The organism is Labrenzia sp. PHM005 (assembly GCF_006517275.1).
GTDB lineage: Bacteria > Pseudomonadota > Alphaproteobacteria > Rhizobiales > Stappiaceae > Roseibium.
The window spans coordinates 1,101,968-1,119,526 of record NZ_CP041191.1 but is presented as its reverse complement, the minus strand read 5'-3'; the positions used below and the strand labels follow the sequence as shown (position 1 = coordinate 1,119,526).

Here is a 17,559-nt window from a genome sequence, read left to right as displayed (position 1 = left end):
TTTGCCTGCTTTGCAGTCAATTGGGATACAGGAACGGTTACTCTATGTACAAAATTGTTGGATTTCCGCAGACCCGGGCCATGCGCGTGATGTGGCTCCTGGAAGAGCTGGGCGAACAGTACGAAATCGACCCGGCGATGCCACAGTCAGAGACCATTTGTGCGGTAAACCCGGGTGGCAAGGTGCCGGTGTTGATCGATGACGATCTGGTTTTGCCGGAATCGGTCGCCATCTGCACCTATCTTGCCGACAAACACGGCAAGTTCACCTTTCCGGCCGGAACCAAGGAGCGGGCCCTTCAAGACAGTTTCACCCAGCTCGCGGTCGATGTTCTGGAAGGGGCGCTGTGGACGGCAGCCAAAAACAGCTTCATTCACCCCAAAGACATACGGGTTCCGGAAATCAAGCCGGTCTGCAAAGCCGAATTCACCGAAGGGCTTCGGGTTTTGGAAGAACGTATGGGGGAAGGGCCTTACGTGATGGGCGAGACCTTCACCATTCCCGATATCATCATTGGCCATTGCGGCGGCTGGGCGGTCACCGCCAAATTCGACCTGCCGAAAGAAGGCCGCATCTACGATTACTTCAAAACCCTGCGCAATCGCCCGGCCTATAAAGCCATGATGGCCAAGGTGATGGCAGCAGCTGCATGATTGGAAGGACTGTATGATCCGGGTTGCCAGCATCAAACCGGCCGGCGGGTGGACAGATCCGGCCGCAGATACCATCGCCCTTGACCGGGAGGACCGGCACCGCCGCCGCGCCGTACTGACGGCCAGTGGCGGCTTGTCGTTTCTCTTAGATGAGGCACACGCCGTCTATCTGCATCATGGCGATGGGTTGGTGCTGGACGATGGCCGGATTGTCGAAGTCCGCGCTGAACCGGAAGACCTGGTGGAAATCCGGGCAACAGATGCCGCGCATCTGGTGAAGATCGCCTGGCACCTGGGCAACCGGCATTTGCCGACCCAGCTGATGGGCGATACGCTTCGTATCCGCCGCGATCATGTGATTGAGGACATGGTCAAAAAACTCGGCGGCAAGCTGAGCGAGCTGGTCGCACCCTTTGATCCGGAAGGCGGTGCCTACGGGCATGGTCAAACCCAAGGCCACGATCACGGGCACGGGCATCATCACCATGGAGACCACGAGCACTCTCATGGGTGAGTTTATTCTAGCCGATTCCTGGGGTGTCCTCCCCGCCTTGTACGGGGACCCACTCGTTTGCAGAGACGCTGATCCAGAAATTCCCAAGTTGCGGCAAACAGAATCGCGAGTGGATCCCGGCTCGGTGGCCGGGATGACATCTGTGATGTCTCTGGCCTCGGGTGGTTACCAATGACTACCTCCATGTCCCAATCAGCCCTCTACCGGCTGCTGACGTTCCTCTCGCCAGCCTTTCCGATCGGCGCTTTCACCTATTCCCATGGGCTGGAACAGGTGATTGATGCGGGCGGGGTAACCTCTTCTGCAGAGCTTCAGGCCTGGGTGGAAGATGTCCTAAAATTTGGTGCCGGCCGGAGTGATGCGATCCTGATGAGCGAGACTTATCGGGCGGCCCAAGCAGGAGATGGTGCAAAAGTCAGGGAGCTGGCCGAGTTGGGTTTGGCTCTTCAGCCCTCAAAGGAGCGTCATCTGGAAACGTCCGCTCAGGGTACAGCCTTCATGGAAACGGTGCTGGCGAGCTGGCTGCCCGTTACTGAAAGCCCTGCCGCAGGCGTGTTTGCCGAACTCACGGATCCGGAAACCGGGGCTGCGCTGAAAGACTGGCCTTATCCGATTGCGCTGGGCCTGGTTTCTGCGGCACACGACTTGCCTGAGCCGGCCGCGCTCTCCGCGTTTTTACACGCCTTCTCAGCCAACCTGATCTCTGTTGCCGTCCGCGCCGTCCCGCTCGGCCAGAATGATGGGCAAAGGGTTCTGGCAGCATTGGAGCTGGTGATTTTTCAAGTGACCGAAGAAGCTCCTGAGGCCGGCCTGGAGGACCTTGGCACCTCCACCTTTCTTGCCGACATCGCCTCCATGGCGCACGAAACACAATATTCGAGGTTATTCCGCTCATGAGTTCAGTTAATGGCCCTTTGCGCGTAGGCATCGGCGGACCGGTCGGCGCGGGTAAAACCACACTGACGGACAAGCTGTGCAAGGCCATGCGCGACAAATACTCGCTCGCTGTCATCACCAACGACATTTACACATCCGAAGATGCCGAGGCGCTGATGCGCTCTCAAGCGCTGACCAGCGACCGGATTCGCGGCGTGGAAACCGGTGGCTGCCCGCATACAGCGATCCGGGAAGATGCCTCGATCAATCTGGCGGCGGTCAAGGACCTCAATGAAACCATTCCGGACCTCGATCTGATCTTGATCGAATCGGGCGGAGACAATCTAGCGGCGACCTTTTCGCCGGAACTGGCCGATCTGACGATTTATGTGATCGACGTCGCGGCAGGTGAGGAAATCCCGCGCAAGGGCGGGCCAGGTATCACCCGGTCCGATCTTCTGGTGATTAACAAGACCGATCTGGCGCCCTATGTTGGGGCAAATCTGGATGTGATGGACCGGGACGCCACAAAAATGCGGAAAACCCGGCCATTTGTCTTTGCCAATATGAAAACCGGTGATGGTGTAGATAAGATCGTGGACTTTGTAGTCGGGAAGGGTGGCCTGGAACCGTGAAACCAGAAGATGTGGTTTCGTTGTGCGCGCAGAATAATGCGCTCTGGTGCGATGCAGTCTTGAAGGCTGCCGGCGCGCAGACCGGCTATCATCACGGCTATTGGCAGGCGTCAGGAACCACTGTTCCGTTGTTTCCAAACATCGTTACGGTGACGGACGATCATGGGGCAGACCTAACGTCTGCGCTTGCTGCACTCCCTGCCAATGCGGCCGTCAAAGACAGTTTCAATTGTCTCAACTTAAGGTCCTCGGGTTTTGAAGAGCTTTTGACCGGAACCTGGCTGTTCCGGATGCCGCAGAGCGCCCGCAAACCACCCGCACCTCCGAGTTGGCATAAGGCTGTGACTGTCGAGAGCCTGCGCAAGTGGCTGGAGGGATGGAGCGACAAGGAAGTCTTGCATAAGATTTTTCCGGCAAAGCTCCTGGAAGTTCAGGCGATCGACTTCGCCTCCATCCTGCAGGATAGCACCCTCAAGGCCGGAGCTGTGCTCAATCATGGGCCGGCCTGTGACGGCAAAAACATTATCGGAGTATCCAATGTTTTCCGAAGGAAAAGCTGGCTTTTTGGCGCCTTGCATGACCTTCTGGAACCCTATCCGCACCGCCCGGTCTGCACTTATGAAACCGACGACGAATTGTTGCCGGTCTACCGTCAGCTTGGGTTTGAAGAGGTGGGAAAACTGACTGTCTGGCGTAAGCTGTAGCTCAGCTGTCTATTGCAGTATGTGCATTGCTATTTTTCCCGGTGATTTGCGTCGGCCCGTTCTTGATCTTGAAGAAATTTGCTCTCATTGTCAGTCGCCGGCGGGCTGGATTTCAGCGCTTTGGGGAGGGCCAATAAAATGATGTTCGATGGGATCAATCTTCTGGCGGCGGGCGCTGCGGCCATTGCTTCTTTTGTGCTCGGCGGGGTTTGGTACGGCATCCTTGGCAAGGCCTGGATGAAAGCAGCGGGCCTCAGCGAAGAACAGACAAAACCGGATCCCGTCACGATGGCAACAGCCTTCATCTGCCAGCTGGTGATGGCCGTTGTGTTTGCGGGGATCATCTATCACACAGGCGAAACGAGCATCCGGTCCGGAATCATTTCCGCGGTGATGGTGTGGGTTGGCATCGTCATGACCACTCAGATCATCAATCACCGGTTTCAAAGCCGGCCGTGGAGCTTGACCTTCATCGACGGTGGCCACTGGTTGCTGGTGCTTCTCACTCAGGCTGTTGTGATCGGATTGCTCAGCTGACGCAAACGTAATTCATTCCACTTTTGAACGCATTAGAGGGTCGACCCTAGACCATCGTCGCGCCTACGAAAGTACGAAAGTTTCGATATAGACGCTGGGGAAGGCCATACGCATAATGGCCACCGGCAAATTAGCTGGCGGGAGGAGAGGACACGCGACCGCCGGTTTATTGTGGTTTCTGGGAGGTTCTCTTATGTCCGCATCTGTATTTCCGGTTCCGTCGGATGTTGCCGCCGGGGCACACGCCGATAACGCCAAATATCTCGAAATGTACAAGCGCTCCGTGGAAGATCCGGATGGATTCTGGGGCGAACACGGTAAGCGGATCGATTGGATCAAGCCTTACACCAAGGTGAAAAACACCTCCTACGATTACCACAACGTCTCGATCAAATGGTTCGAAGACGGCACGCTGAACGTATCGGCAAACTGTATCGACCGGCACCTAGAAACTCGCGGCGATCAGCCGGCGATCATCTGGGAAGGCGACGATCCGGCCGACAGCAAGGTGATCACCTATAAGGAACTGCACCACGAGGTGAACAAGTTCGCCAACGTGCTGCATGCCCAGGGCGTTAAAAAAGGTGATCGCGTCACGCTCTATCTGCCGATGATCCCGGAAGCAGCCTACGCGATGCTGGCCTGTACCCGCATTGGCGCGATCCACTCGATCGTTTTCGGCGGCTTTTCTCCAGACAGCCTGGCCCAGCGCATCGAGAGCTGTAAGAGCACCTGCATTATCACCGCGGACGAAGGCCTTCGCGGTGGCCGCAAAGTTCCACTGAAAGCCAATGTCGACAAGGCGTGTGAAAAGGCACCGGTCGACAGCGTGATCGTGGTTAAGCGCACCGGCGGCGAGATCTCAATGCAGGACGGCCGGGACGTCTGGTATCATGACGAGGCCGACAGGGTGTCCGACCACTGTGAGCCGGTAGAAATGAATGCGGAAGATCCGCTGTTCATCCTCTACACCTCCGGCTCCACCGGCCAGCCGAAGGGCGTGGTGCACACCACCGGCGGTTATCTCGTTTATGCGTCGATGACCCACCAATATGTCTTCGACTACAAGGACGGCGACATCTATTGGTGTACGGCGGATGTGGGCTGGGTCACGGGCCACAGCTACATCGTCTATGGCCCGCTGGCCAACGGCGCGACAACGCTGATGTTCGAAGGCGTGCCGACCTATCCGGACGCCGGCCGTTTCTGGCAGGTCTGCGAAAAGCACAAGGTCAACACTTTCTACACCGCCCCAACCGCGATCCGCGCTCTGATGGGCGCTGGCGATGATCACGTCAACAAATCGGATCTCTCAACATTGCGCCTGCTGGGCTCTGTGGGTGAGCCGATCAACCCGGAAGCCTGGACCTGGTATTACAATGTGGTCGGCAAGCAGAATTGTCCGATCGTGGACACCTGGTGGCAGACGGAAACCGGCGGCATTTTGATCACTCCACTTCCAGGCGCGACGGATCTGAAGCCGGGATCGGCAACCCGTCCGTTCTTCGGCGTGCAGCCGGCCATTGTCGATGCGGAAGGCAAATTCCTGGACGGAGCGACCGAGGGCAATCTGGTTATTACCGACAGCTGGCCGGGCCAAATGCGCACGGTTTATGGCGACCATGACCGTTTCGTGCAGACGTATTTTGCCACCTACAAAGGCCTTTACTTCACTGGTGACGGCTGCCGCCGCGATGAAGACGGCTACTACTGGATCACCGGCCGTGTGGACGACGTGATCAACGTCTCCGGCCACCGGATGGGTACAGCAGAAGTCGAGAGCGCACTCGTGGCTCATGAAAAGGTTTCTGAAGCCGCAGTAGTGGGCTATCCGCACGACATCAAAGGGCAGGGCATCTATGCTTATGTCACCTTGATGGAAGGCGAAGAGCCGACGGATGAGCTGAAAAAAGATCTGGTCAAACATGTCCGGGCAGAAATCGGCCCCATCGCCTCGCCGGATCTCATCCAGTTTTCGCCAGGCCTGCCGAAGACCCGCTCCGGCAAGATCATGCGCCGCATTCTGCGCAAGATCGCAGAGGACAGCTTCGACAATCTCGGTGACACGTCGACCCTGGCTGATCCAGCCGTGGTTGACGACCTGATCGACAACCGTCAGAACCGTGCATAACTCAGCCGGTTTTCTTGGAATGAGAAAGGCCCGCCGATTGGCGGGCTTTTTTTGTTTTGACCTATTGAGAAGACTATTTCGACAAGTAGATTTGTTGAATCTTCTTGGCGATGTTTGAAAACGCTTGGATCAACCCTTCGGAGGACGTTGCTTGATAATAGTTACCTGAACTAGCGCATGAGGCCATATTCAATGCTCCGGCAGAATCATCATCCGTGCCGAAGTAAACGCCGAAGATCTCGATACCGGAGTTTTTCATCGCTGTGCAGAGATCACGGGAGCGGGTGGACGATGTGTTGGAGTAGGATTGACCTTCTCCAATTTCGTCCCACTCGTAAGTGCTGACTTCCTGCCACTCATCCCAGCACCGCTCACGCCAACGTCCTCTGCGGTAGACCATTCGGCAGACTTCGACTTGCTCCCACTCAGTGGTCGCAACCATGTCATAATAACGGTTGTTATCGCCATCAGTCATAATGATCGCGAATTTGAGCACGTCGGTGTTGGTGTAGGCTTCTGGGGCGCTGTCGGTTGGCCAAAGATTCGAATAGCTTGGTGAGATGCTGTTCCACCCCCAAACAATACCTGTTTGACCAGCTGTGCCGCCTGCATCATTCAAAGCCTGAATTGCGCTGATCAGTTCATCACGGTCATTGGTCAGAGGCATCATTTCTGATGAAGATGAACACCTGTCCGTACCACCACCATAGAAACTCTCTAGAGGTGGAGGCGAACTATCGGTGTAATAATTATAAGGCATGTCGGTCAGCATCACTTCGTTGCCATCGTAATCTTGGCGTTCTGTGACACAATCGCCACTGACAGAGTGATAATCGCCACCTTTCACCTTTTCTGCATAGGATCCGAGATTGACGCCCTGGCTGTAAGGAACCAACGAGATCCGAACTTTTGATGTCGATGGAGGCGCGTCTGCCGGCAGGAGAATGTTGACAAGCTCTTCTGAAGCTTCCCGCAAAGCAACGATCCGAATCGTGCTACTGGAGCCGATCGACCATCCCATAGAGCCTGTAACATCCACAACAAGCGCCAGTTCAACATCGAAGCGGGAGTAAGAAACCTGAGCGTTGGTCCCAAAATTAAACGCATCGGGGCCAAATGCACTCACCCCATACCCACCGACGTCCAAAAAATAGGTGCTGAGACTGGCAGAGGAGGAAATGTTGATGGTTCCTTCATCGCTGTCGACGACGAAGCTCAGATTCTCGATGGCCTTGTCGAGAAATTCCGCATTCGCAAGATTGGCCCGAAAAGAATCTTCGATAGCCGCGGAGATTTCATCGTCGGTCATTACCGACGTCGACAAATCTGTCGCGACCGCAAGTGCAGCAGCATCGATCGCGTAAGACAGTTTTTCGCGCGCGTTCACAGCTCTGGAAACATCTATGGCCGCTCCGCCGATGACAACCATCATAAGCACCAGTACGCCAAAAATCGGCAGAATGGCGCCGCGTTCGTTCTGCAAAAAGTTTTTATAAAAGACCGTTCCCATATAGCTTCGCAGTCCCGTTTCAAAAAATGCCCGCCGGACCCCTGCGGAAACTGCTATATGCGAATAGTACCTAAGTTCTTAAGTTTCAGATCAAATATTGCAAAAAATTACATTGTTAAGTGCTACGATAAATAAAACCTCTGCAGCCGCTGATCTGATCGACAACCGCCAGAACCGTGCATAAATCACCCAGGTTCCCAAAACAAAATAGGCTCGCCAATTGGCGGGCCTATTTGGGTTCTCGGTATTTTTTGCTGTTACTGTGACAGGTAGATCTGCTGGATCTTTTTGGCAATGTTGGAAAACGCCTGGATCAGTCCTTCGGAGGACGTCGCCTGGTAATAGTTTCCGGTGCTGGCACAGGCTGACATATTTCTTGCACCTGCCGAACTGTTATCGGTCCCGAAATAAACGCCAAAAATCTCGATACCAGCAGTTTTCATCGCAGCACAGAGATCGCGAGAACGGGTTGATGATGTGTTGCTGTAGGACTCGCTTTCACCGCGTTCCCGCCAGTCGTTGACAGCTACATCCTGCCATTCTCGCCAGCAGTAATACCGATTGCAAACCCGGACTCTTCGCCGTTCGGTATCTACATATTCGTAGTACCGGTTGTTGTCGCCATCTGTCATGATGATCGCGAATTTCAAAACATCGTCATTCGTGTAAGCTTCTGGAGCGCTATCTGATGGCCAAAGGTTTGCATAGTTTGGGGAAATACTGTTCCAACCCCAGACAATTCCAGTTTGACCAGCGGTGCCGCCATTGGTGTTGAGTGCCCGGATCGCATTGATCAGTGTGGTCCGATTGCTGGAAAGCGGAATGAATTGAGAGGATGACGAGCAGTTGGTGCTGGCGCCGCCATAAAAGGATTCAAGTGCCGGCGGGTTTGCGGTGTCATAATTATACGCCGTGTCCGTGAGCATCACTGTATTGCTGGCGTAATCCTGACGTTCGGTAACGCAGTTACCGCTCACTGAGTAGTGGTCGCCGCCCTTTACTTTGTTTGCATAGCTGGCCAGGTTGACGCCCTGGCTATAGGGGACAAGAGATATCCGGACTTTGGACCCAGATGGCGTCCCGCCAGTTGGCAACAGGATATTAACAAGCTCTTCGCCGGCGGCGCGTAATGCGGTGATACGAGCGGTACTTGTCGACCCGATGCTCCAAGCCATTGAACCGGTTACGTCGACAACAAGCGCCAGTTCGACATCAAATCGAGAATAGGAAACTTGAGCGTTGGTACCGAAAGTAAAGGTGTCTGGACCAAAGGAGCTAAGTCCGAATCCGCCAATGTCTAAAAAGTAGTTGCTGAGATTGGCGGAAGAGGAAATGTTGATCGTTCCTTCATCGCTATCCAAAACGAAACTAAGATTCTCAATAGCTTTGTCGAGAAACTCTGCATTCGCAAGATTAGCCCGAAAGGAGTCTTCAATTGCCTGGGTGATTTCATCATCGGTCATTACCGACGTCGACAAATCTGTTGCAACGGAAAGTGCAGCCGCATCGATCGCGTAAGACAGTTTTTCACGCGCGTTCACAGCTCTGGAAACATCTATGGCCGCACCGCCAATGACAACCATCATAAGCACCAATACGCCAAATATCGGCAGAATGGCGCCGCGCTCGTTCCGCAGAAGTTTTTTGTAGTAGGCTAATATCATACAGCTACGCAGTCCCGCTTCCGGAAATGCCCCTAGGGCATCTTACGAGATTGCTACTAAATAAAAGTACCTAAACCATTAAATCGAAACTCTAATTTTCTTAAATTTTGAAATAACTCCACCTCTTGAGAGGAACATCACCGGCCCATTCATCTGATTTTGCAGTGTGTTTTCTATGAGGTCCGCCGCGCGTCGGTCTGCTTTCTATTGCGACAAATAGATCTGCTGGATTTTTTTTGCGATGTTTGAAAACGCCTGAATAAGATCTGAGGACGACGAGGCCTGATAATAGTTGCCTGTATCGGCGCAGGCTTGCATCACTTGAGCGCCATTGGACGATCCATTTGTTCCAAAATAGACGGTAAACAACTCAATATCGGTGGCCTTCATTTGTGTACACAGTTGAATTGCCCGCTGTGAGGACTCGCCGGACAGTCCGGAGCTGGGATATTCAATCCAATAGTCGTTGGTTCCGTTATAACAAGTGTCGTCATAATAACTGTGATTTTGACACTGATTTTTCGTGAGGGTTTCTAGATCATAATAGGTGTTAAAAGCACCATCCGTCATGATCAGAGAGAATTTGAGCACTTCATCGTTGGTATAAAGTTCCGGCTCGGACCCCACTGGCCATAGATCGGCCCAGTTTGGCGACAGAGTGTACCAGCCCCAGGCAATCCCTGTTTGTCCTGCGGTATATCCATCGGTGTCTAATGCACTGATCGAGTTGAGCAGCGCCGTCCGGTTGTCTGTTAGAGGCAGGATTTCAGAATCAGAACACTCTCTAGATCGATATGTGCCAGAGCCGTCTCCAACCGGCTGATCGGAATAGCTTGCATCGGTGTATTTCTCGGCACCATCACGCTCCGTTGCACAGCGGTCGCTTAATCCTGCGGTTGCTGTATTTGCGTAAACTCCCAGATTAACGCCCACGCTATATGGCACTATGGAAATCTTAACTTTGGAATTTGTTGTCGTTTCCGGAATAAGAATGTCGACCACGGCTTCAGCTGCATCTTTAAGATCATCGATTTCATCGGACATGGAACCGGTCACATCAACAACCAGTGATAATTCGACATCAAACCGGGAATAAGACACCTGGGCACTTGTGCCGAAGGCAAATGTCTCCGGTCCAAATGCCGCAACGCCTAGACCGCCGATATTCAGAAAATAATTGGAAAGGCTCGCGCTCGACGCAACGGTGACAGTGCCCTCATTACTGTCGACAACAAAATTTAGGTTGTCGATGGCTGTATCCAGAAATTCAGCGCCTGTGAGATTGGCCTGAAACGAGGCCGTTATCCGGTCGGTGATTTGCTCATTGGTCAGAACAGATGTCGACAAATCGGTGGCAACAGAAAGTGCAGCTGCATCGATCGCGTAAGAGAGTTTTTCGCGCGCGTTCACAGCCCGGGAAACATCTATGGCAGCGCCAGCAACCACCACAAGAATAACGACCAAAACACCAAATATCGGCAGAATGGCGCCGTTTTCGTTCTGCAGGAGTTTTTTTAGATAGGCCTTGAACATTGAGCCACGCGATCCCGTTTCCAAACATACCCCAAGGGCATTCTACGGGATTGCCGCTAAAGAAAAGTACCTAAGCCCTTAAATTAAAAGGCGACTTTTCATAAAGTTTTACTGATTTTCAATCTGCTCTTAGGGACTTGTTCCAATTCAAATACCCAGGCAATTCGTCCGAATCAAGGTTAAGCCTACAGCACTCAAGACCTTCTAGCGTGATAGATAGATCTTTTGGATCTTCTTTGCGATGTTTTGGAAAGCACCTTCCAACTCTGTCCTATTGTCCGCCCGGTAATAGTGATCAGTGGAACTGGCGCATTCTTGCATCAATCGCAATCCGTGAGGCGTTGCAGCAGTCCCCGTTTGGAAAAAAACGGAATAAACTTCAATACCCTTGGCTTTCATCAAACGGCAGAACTCCAATGCACGCTGAACAGGTGGGACATTGTAGGATGGAAGTGCATACCACCCCCTTTGGGTCCATTCCCAGCGGTCTTGGCCTGTGCAATCCCAATTGTTCCCGCCCCTCCACCTACACTGCCGCCTTTCGACGCGCTCCCAATCCCAGTAAGTATTGGTTTCGCCGTCCGTCATTAAGATTGCAATCTTTCGATTTTTGGCTTTCGGTCCAGTTTGGTATGGTAGTGGCTGACTTTCAATTGGCCAGATTGGAGACCACTCTGGTGACAAAGTGTACCACGACCAAGCCACACCGGCTTGACCAGCTGTTCCGCCAACCAATTGCAAGTTTCTGATTGTGTTTGTCAGGTCTCGCTTATCAGCCGTAAGCGGTTGGACTGACGTGAATGGGCAGTCTGTTTGCGGCCCATACCACCTGTCATATGAGATATAATAAAATCGTTGTGATCCCTGATTAAATCCCGTGTTACCAAAATTGTTCCAGTAGGGGCCTTCTTTGAAGCGTGCAGAGTTCGCCCTGGCAGTGATGCATCGGGAACCGTCTTTTCGACCCTCCACAATCAATTTATTAACGTAACCTGGAGCAGCTACACCCCATGAATAGGGCACAACCGATAATCGAACTTTCGAGTTTTGCTGTCCTCCTTGCTCTGGGACTAGTATATCGACTAGGCGTTGTGCTGCACTTTTCACGCTATTAAGTCCGCCTGGGACAGTGCCAATGCTGTTTGTTACGTCTAAAGCCACGGCTATTTCGACGTTGAACCGGCTGTAGTTCACTGTCGCGCTGGTCCCAAAGGCGAATTTTTCTGGGCCAATCTGGTCAATCCCGTATCCGGCTATCGATATAAAATAGTTTTTCAGCCAAGCCTGAGACGAAACAGTCACCTGGCCTTCATCTGGGTTGATGTCGACGGCTATGTTATTAATAGCCGTCTGCTTCCAATCGCTAGCCTTAAGGTTCGCATTGAAGCTGTCTTGCAAGTATCTCCGAACCTGATCATCGGTCATTTCCCTACCAGACAGCTCCACTGCCACTGCGAGAGCGGCAGCATCGAGCGCATAGGAAAGTTTTTCTCGCGCGTTTACTGCACGACTAACATCGATCGCCCCACCACCGATCACCACCAGAACAATGACCATGAGCGCGAACACCGGCAGAATGGCGCCTTCCTGATCCTTCCTGAAGCGATCCAAGCTTCCCCTTGGGAATATTCGCATGCGAACTATTTACCGCTATCTGTTTCACCATAGGCAGATAGAGCATTGTAAAAAGCATCATGTTAATGGGTTGTAAATTGACGTTAGGACAATTTTTAGTTTACCTAAGGGCAACAATAATGCTTGCCCGGGACACCCCGAACGCGGATAGGGCCTTTCAATCTGATCGTGAAAGGGACTAGGCCGTGTGGACGAATTGGAGATGTATTTCGCCGGGATTTGCTGCCTTCAAAATCAAGAAAATCTGGCGCAGGTGATGCTGGTGCATCATCAAGGCGGGTTTTCGCTGAGGATTGGGCGCCGCAGGCCCGGCCCTTCGGGTGAGGCAAAGGGCAGCAATCTGAGAAATGCTGGCCTTAGGGTTCCAGCTCGGTGTCCCAATAAAGGAAATCCATCCAGCTTTCATGCAAGTAATTCGGCGGGAAGGCCCGGCCGTTGTTGTGCAGATCCTGAATGGTCGGCCGGAACGGCATGTGCATCGGCCACATGTTGAGCTGCTGGCAGGACTTGTTGGATTTTCTTAAATTGCAGGGGGAGCAGGCGGTGATCACATTGTCCCAGGTGGTCAGGCCCCCTTTGGAGCGCGGGATCAGATGATCGAAGGTCAATTCTTCTTTTGTGCCGCAATATTGGCACTGGAATCTGTCGCGGAGAAATACGTTGAAGCGGGTAAAGGCTGGGTGCCGGCTGGGTTTGACGAAGGTTTTTAGGGAGACGACGCTGGGCAATCGGAATTCGAAGCTCGGACTTCGGACCGCCGCGTCATATTCTGCGACGATGTTCACCCGGTCCAGAAAAACGGACTTTATGGTGTCTTGCCACGACCATAAAGATAAGGGGTAGTAACTCAATGGCCGGTAATCTGCATTGAGTACCAACGCCGGATGAGTTCCCGGCGATACCGCTATCGTCACCTTCCACTCCTCACGCTTCTTCGGATGGTCCGGTGTTCGGTCAAAGGAACAACGGATCATGTCCTTTTGCGATGCGAGTATTGTAGTGCCGAGGTGACAGTCTTGTGAAGACCGGTGCTTTCATTTCTTGAAGCTGCCTGGACCTGCCGGTTTCCAGGAGAGCTTGGTAAATAACTGTATGAATTATAGTAAGAACCCAGAACCGGTTTCCCGCGTCGAGGCATTTTTTCTTCACAAAGAAAAAAGGGCGCTTTGACGCGCCCTTTCCGATTTTTTCACAATTTGACGCCGAATCAGTTCGCCGTCCAATCGCGAATGTCGACGAAGTGACCGGCAATCGCAGCCGCTGCGGCCATGGCAGGCGACACCAGATGTGTGCGGCCCTTGTGGCCCTGGCGGCCCTCAAAATTCCGGTTCGAGGTCGACGCGCAGCGTTCGCCCGGCGCCAGCTTGTCCGCGTTCATGGCAAGGCACATGGAACAGCCCGGCTCACGCCATTCGAACCCGGCTTCCTTGAAGATGACATCAAGGCCTTCTTCTTCCGCCTGTTCCTTCACCAGGCCGGAGCCTGGAACAACCATCGCGCTGACGCCGCTGGCAACCTTGTGATTGCCGATCACCGCGGCAGCGGCACGCAGATCTTCAATCCGGCCGTTGGTGCAAGACCCGATGAAGGCGCGGTCGATCTTGATGTCAGTGATCTTGGTGCCCGGCTCCAGCCCCATGTATTCCAGGGCGCGTTCTTTGGATTTGCGGCGGTTTTCGTCGTCAATTTCGTTCGGGTTCGGCACGACATCTTCAACGGAAACGACATCTTCCGGGGAAGAGCCCCAGGAGACGATCGGCGGCAAATTGGCCGCATCCAGCTCGATGACCTTGTCGAAATAGGCTTCTGCATCGGAATGCAGGGTTTTCCAGTAAGCAACTGCCTTGTCCCAATCCGCATCTTTCGGTGCTTTCGGGCGGCCCTTGATGTATTCGAAGGTCTTTGCGTCCGGCGCGATCAGACCGGCGCGCGCACCGCCCTCGATGGACATGTTGCAGACCGTCATGCGGCCTTCCATGGACAGGGATTCAATGGCTTCCCCGGCATATTCGATCACGTACCCCGTGCCGCCGGCCGTGCCGATCTTGCCGATGATGGCCAGAACGATGTCCTTGGCCGTAACGCCGTCCGGGATCTGGCCGTTGACCTTGACCAGCATGTTCTTGGCTTTTTTCTGGATCAAGGTCTGGGTTGCCAGAACGTGTTCCACTTCCGACGTGCCAATGCCGTGAGCGAGCGAGCCAAAGGCGCCGTGAGTGGAGGTGTGGCTGTCGCCGCAAACGATCGTCATGCCCGGCAGGGTAAAGCCCTGTTCCGGACCGACGATGTGAACGACACCCTGGCGCATATCCAGCTCGGAATAATATTCGACGCCGAACTCGGCCGCATTCTTTGCCAGCGTATCCACCTGCAGCGCGGATTCCGGATCATCAATGCCATGGCGGCGGTCGGTGGTCGGCACGTTGTGATCGACAACGGCCAGTGTCTTTTGCGGCTGGCGCACCTTGCGGCCGGCCATGCGCAGACCTTCAAACGCCTGCGGGCTGGTGACTTCATGGACCAGGTGGCGGTCGATGTAGAGCAGGCCGGTTCCGTCCGGCTGCATGTCGACCGCGTGGTCGTCCCAGATTTTGTCGTAAAGCGTCCGTGCTTTGGCCATGGGTCTCTCCTCAGTCAGGCCGGCCATGCGCGTTTTGGTTCGCGCAGCTAGCCTTGATCCTCTCACTGCCCTCTCCCGGACAGGGGATACTTTTAAAATCTGCCCAGTCAATGGCGCAGCTCCGCCTTCAGGTCAAGCATTCCAAGTTGAGCTGAATTCAACTGAGTTTGACCGGAGCCGGTTTTGGAGCGGAGGAAGCTCATTTTTCAGCGGAGAATTGGGTCTCCCTCTTATCCTGTGAAGGAGCAAAGAACCGCCGCATCCGTCCCAGCGCCGTCCTGGATTTGATCCGGGACCCGTCTGGCCTTGCCCCGGATCAAGAAGGAAGATCAAGTCCGCGGCAGCCTCTTGTTTTCCATCTGTCCTTTGGAACACCGCTTCGAGATCTTCGTCGAAGCCGCTGCGGCCACCCTCCCGGCTGTCATCCCCGGCACAGCGAAGCGAAGACCGGGGATCCACTCGTTTGCAGAGCGTTAGTAAAACCTTCCAATCCTTCAACAAGCGGAACTGAGAGTAGATCCCCGAACAAGTCGGGGATGACGGTCCACCATCGCGGCAATGCTTCTACTTTCACGACGTCATCCTCGGGCTTGACCCGAGGATCCATTCCGTTGCGTCTCCAAACAGCACGGCCCTGTTTGCGGCTCCGTCACGGCATGGATTACCCGGTCAAGCCGGGCAATGACGACGGTGCGTGTGGCAGAGGCTTGCCATCCCCTTAGCCGTCATCAAAGCAGTGCGTTGATGACCAGGTGGAGAAGGCCTGTCGGCTGACCCGGACAGGCCTCGTTCGGACACAACACTTTCCTCAAAAGCCACAAAAACAATTTACGGTTGATTTCAGATTGGCGGCTAGCTTTTCTCAATCCCGTCCGCACGGCCCAGATCAGCGCCTCCCAAATATTTTGCCAGGACTTTTGGAAAGACTTTTGATGACTGACCGTTTTATGACCCTGCGCGCACTGAAGCAGACAGATCCGGCTGCGCCGTCGCCCCGGCCGGGAGCTGGCCTCGCCACCTTTGGCAAGCGCGGGAGGGCATGACGCATGGCTTGGCTTGTCGACGTGCCGATAGAAGAGTTCATTAGAGAAGAGGAATGGGGGCCTGACGGACCACCCAAAAAGGGAATCCTATCGCACGCTGAACCGAGGTTCACAAAAAATGATGTTCCTGTTCGTGTAACGCTCGACAGAGATATTTCCGATTGCGCTCGGTTTGTCCTTGCCATCGGTGGCGGTGAGTGGATCGTGTCCCAACGGTTCAAGGATCTCGTCGAAAGCCTTGAGCCCGGGGTTAACAATTTCCTCGCAACGGAGCTTGTCTTTTCCAAAGGGGCTCCGGCAAAAGAGCCCTACCACTTCCTGCAACACGGGCAGGATTTGGATTCTATTGCTCTCGATCGGTCTGATCATAAGGAGATCGACAGATACGATGGCAGCAAAGCGTTCCTTCTGAATTTCAAGAACCACTCGGTGGTGATGGATAAGTCGAAAACAAAAGGTTGCCATCTCTGGAAAGAGAAAAAAGCCAGTTATCGCGACTTTTTTCTGTCGAATGAACTTTTCGGAAAAATCAAAGAACTGGGCTATCGCGACTGTTTTCAGCCGCTGATTTGCGACGAGGTATTTTTATGAGCCCTGTCGTCCCGGACGCAGCGGAGCGGAGATCCGGGATCCACACGTTCCAAGAGCTTTGCGCGTGAAACTGAACCGGTGCGGCAAGCGGACATGTGAGTGGATCCCGGCGCAAGACCGGGACGACACCTTGGGACCCCGGGCGGGAGCTGGCCGCGCCACCCTTGGCAAGCGCGGGAGGGCATGAGGGATGGCTTGGCGCGTGGATCTATATCCGAGTAAAGCCCGCACGAAATACGAATATGGGCCGAAAGGTCCCGAGATGATGGGAAAGATTTCTGTTTCTGAACCACGCTTGACGCCAGACCAAGTCGCGCCGCGTGTAATCATTAGCGGAAAAATCTCTCAAACTGCCTTATTCGTTATGGGAGCGGGAGGTAGCTGGATAGTCTCGGAGCGATTCAAGGACATTGTGGAAAGTCTGGAACCAGGTATTCATAACTGGCTGCCGACAGACCTTGTGTACGCCGATGGCAAACGAGTGCCTGAACCGCACTATTTTCTGCAGGTCGGGCAGACGCTAGATACCGTCATCTTCGAGCGCACTGCTTTTAACAGCGGAGTTTCTGCGACTGGCGAGCACTACGTTACTTTTCCGAAAACCGATCACTTGATGACATTAGACCGGGAGAAAATCGCGGGTAAGCATCTCTGGAAAGAAAAATATGCCGGCTATCAAGATACGTTTTTTTCTAACGAACTTATCAAAACTCTGAAAAAACTTAGGCTGGGGCGAGGTTTCCAACTGTTCGATTGCAACGAGGAAACCGCACCGTAGTTCGCTTGGCTGCCGCCTCGCCCTTATCCCTAGACGGCCTCTTGTTGTTCTTCTTTCCTTCGAAACACCGCTTTCGCGGCGTCTCAGGATTGAAGGAGCGTGAAGGCTCAAAGACATCTTCGCATAAACAAAAAC

General features: G+C 53.8%; 15 protein-coding genes. 9 read left to right on the top strand and 6 right to left on the bottom strand.

Going from position 1 to position 17,559, the window contains the following annotated elements; translation table 11 throughout:
* The first annotated feature begins 44 nt into the window (after positions 1–44).
* From FJ695_RS04960 to acs, 7 genes are all read left to right on the top strand, one after another.
* Complete coding sequence (locus FJ695_RS04960) at positions 45–653, top strand: glutathione S-transferase family protein (RefSeq protein WP_141184405.1); 609 nt, start codon at positions 45–47, stop codon at positions 651–653.
* A gap of 13 nt (positions 654–666) precedes the next feature.
* Positions 667–1,167: an urease accessory protein UreE gene (locus tag FJ695_RS04955; protein ID WP_141184404.1), complete on the top strand. Its 501-nt coding sequence runs from the start codon at positions 667–669 to the stop codon at positions 1,165–1,167.
* 171 nt (positions 1,168–1,338) lie between these two features.
* Positions 1,339–2,064, top strand: coding sequence for an urease accessory protein UreF (locus FJ695_RS04950; RefSeq protein ID WP_141184403.1), 726 nt, complete (start codon positions 1,339–1,341; stop codon positions 2,062–2,064).
* Positions 2,061–2,678, top strand: a complete 618-nt coding sequence (gene ureG, locus FJ695_RS04945) for an urease accessory protein UreG (protein ID WP_141184402.1) — start codon at positions 2,061–2,063, stop codon at positions 2,676–2,678. Before FJ695_RS04950 ends, ureG begins: the two co-directional genes overlap by 4 nt.
* Positions 2,675–3,382 carry a hypothetical protein gene (locus tag FJ695_RS04940; RefSeq protein WP_141184401.1) on the top strand — a complete coding sequence of 236 codons (708 nt, stop codon included), beginning with the start codon at positions 2,675–2,677 and terminating at the stop codon, positions 3,380–3,382. Before ureG ends, FJ695_RS04940 begins: the two co-directional genes overlap by 4 nt.
* A gap of 138 nt (positions 3,383–3,520) precedes the next feature.
* Positions 3,521–3,919, top strand: coding sequence for a DUF1761 domain-containing protein (locus FJ695_RS04935; protein WP_209010926.1), 399 nt, complete (start codon positions 3,521–3,523; stop codon positions 3,917–3,919).
* A 193-nt stretch (positions 3,920–4,112) separates the two neighbouring features.
* The gene (gene acs / locus FJ695_RS04930) at positions 4,113–6,050 is read left to right on the top strand and encodes an acetate--CoA ligase (protein ID WP_141184400.1); all 1,938 of its coding nucleotides are present in this window, start codon (positions 4,113–4,115) and stop codon (positions 6,048–6,050) included.
* Between the two features lie 73 nt (positions 6,051–6,123).
* Here the strand turns inward: acs and FJ695_RS04925 are convergent, their stop codons facing one another.
* From FJ695_RS04925 to leuC, 6 genes are all read right to left on the bottom strand, one after another.
* Positions 6,124–7,560: a pilus assembly protein TadG-related protein gene (locus tag FJ695_RS04925; RefSeq protein WP_141184399.1), complete on the bottom strand. Its 1,437-nt coding sequence runs from the start codon at positions 7,558–7,560 to the stop codon at positions 6,124–6,126.
* A gap of 257 nt (positions 7,561–7,817) precedes the next feature.
* The gene (locus FJ695_RS04920; protein ID WP_141184398.1) at positions 7,818–9,224 is read right to left on the bottom strand and encodes a TadE/TadG family type IV pilus assembly protein; all 1,407 of its coding nucleotides are present in this window, start codon (positions 9,222–9,224) and stop codon (positions 7,818–7,820) included.
* A 204-nt stretch (positions 9,225–9,428) separates the two neighbouring features.
* Positions 9,429–10,757, bottom strand: a complete 1,329-nt coding sequence (locus tag FJ695_RS04915; protein WP_141184397.1) for a pilus assembly protein TadG-related protein — start codon at positions 10,755–10,757, stop codon at positions 9,429–9,431.
* Positions 10,758–10,961: 204 nt separating this feature from the next.
* Positions 10,962–12,368 (bottom strand): TadE/TadG family type IV pilus assembly protein, encoded by a 1,407-nt coding sequence (locus tag FJ695_RS04910; RefSeq protein ID WP_168206266.1) that lies wholly within the window; start codon positions 12,366–12,368, stop codon positions 10,962–10,964.
* Between the two features lie 380 nt (positions 12,369–12,748).
* Positions 12,749–13,306, bottom strand: coding sequence for an HNH endonuclease (locus FJ695_RS04905; protein WP_141188578.1), 558 nt, complete (start codon positions 13,304–13,306; stop codon positions 12,749–12,751).
* 293 nt (positions 13,307–13,599) lie between these two features.
* Positions 13,600–15,012 (bottom strand): 3-isopropylmalate dehydratase large subunit, encoded by a 1,413-nt coding sequence (gene leuC / locus FJ695_RS04900; protein WP_141184395.1) that lies wholly within the window; start codon positions 15,010–15,012, stop codon positions 13,600–13,602.
* Between the two features lie 1,046 nt (positions 15,013–16,058).
* Between leuC and FJ695_RS04895 the strand changes: the two genes are divergently transcribed.
* A complete protein-coding gene (locus FJ695_RS04895) occupies positions 16,059–16,646 on the top strand; it encodes an imm11 family protein (RefSeq protein ID WP_141184394.1) in 588 nt (195 codons plus the stop codon).
* A gap of 190 nt (positions 16,647–16,836) precedes the next feature.
* Positions 16,837–17,424, top strand: a complete 588-nt coding sequence (locus FJ695_RS04890) for an imm11 family protein (RefSeq protein ID WP_141184393.1) — start codon at positions 16,837–16,839, stop codon at positions 17,422–17,424.
* Positions 17,425–17,559 lie beyond the last annotated feature (135 nt).

Excerpts from the sequence above, each read along its gene's own strand:
- FJ695_RS04960 (WP_141184405.1), top strand. The coding sequence starts at position 45 with ATGTACAAAATTGTTGGATTTCCGCAGACCCGGGCCATGCGCGTGATG.
- FJ695_RS04955 (WP_141184404.1), top strand. The coding sequence starts at position 667 with ATGATCCGGGTTGCCAGCATCAAACCGGCCGGCGGGTGGACAGATCCG.
- FJ695_RS04950 (WP_141184403.1), top strand. The coding sequence starts at position 1,339 with ATGACTACCTCCATGTCCCAATCAGCCCTCTACCGGCTGCTGACGTTC.
- ureG (WP_141184402.1), top strand. The coding sequence starts at position 2,061 with ATGAGTTCAGTTAATGGCCCTTTGCGCGTAGGCATCGGCGGACCGGTC.
- FJ695_RS04935 (WP_209010926.1), top strand. The coding sequence starts at position 3,521 with ATGATGTTCGATGGGATCAATCTTCTGGCGGCGGGCGCTGCGGCCATT.
- acs (WP_141184400.1), top strand. The coding sequence starts at position 4,113 with ATGTCCGCATCTGTATTTCCGGTTCCGTCGGATGTTGCCGCCGGGGCA.
- FJ695_RS04925 (WP_141184399.1), bottom strand. The coding sequence starts at position 7,560 with ATGGGAACGGTCTTTTATAAAAACTTTTTGCAGAACGAACGCGGCGCC.
- FJ695_RS04920 (WP_141184398.1), bottom strand. The coding sequence starts at position 9,224 with ATGATATTAGCCTACTACAAAAAACTTCTGCGGAACGAGCGCGGCGCC.
- FJ695_RS04915 (WP_141184397.1), bottom strand. The coding sequence starts at position 10,757 with ATGTTCAAGGCCTATCTAAAAAAACTCCTGCAGAACGAAAACGGCGCC.
- leuC (WP_141184395.1), bottom strand. The coding sequence starts at position 15,012 with ATGGCCAAAGCACGGACGCTTTACGACAAAATCTGGGACGACCACGCG.
- FJ695_RS04895 (WP_141184394.1), top strand. The coding sequence starts at position 16,059 with ATGGCTTGGCTTGTCGACGTGCCGATAGAAGAGTTCATTAGAGAAGAG.
- FJ695_RS04890 (WP_141184393.1), top strand. The coding sequence starts at position 16,837 with ATGGCTTGGCGCGTGGATCTATATCCGAGTAAAGCCCGCACGAAATAC.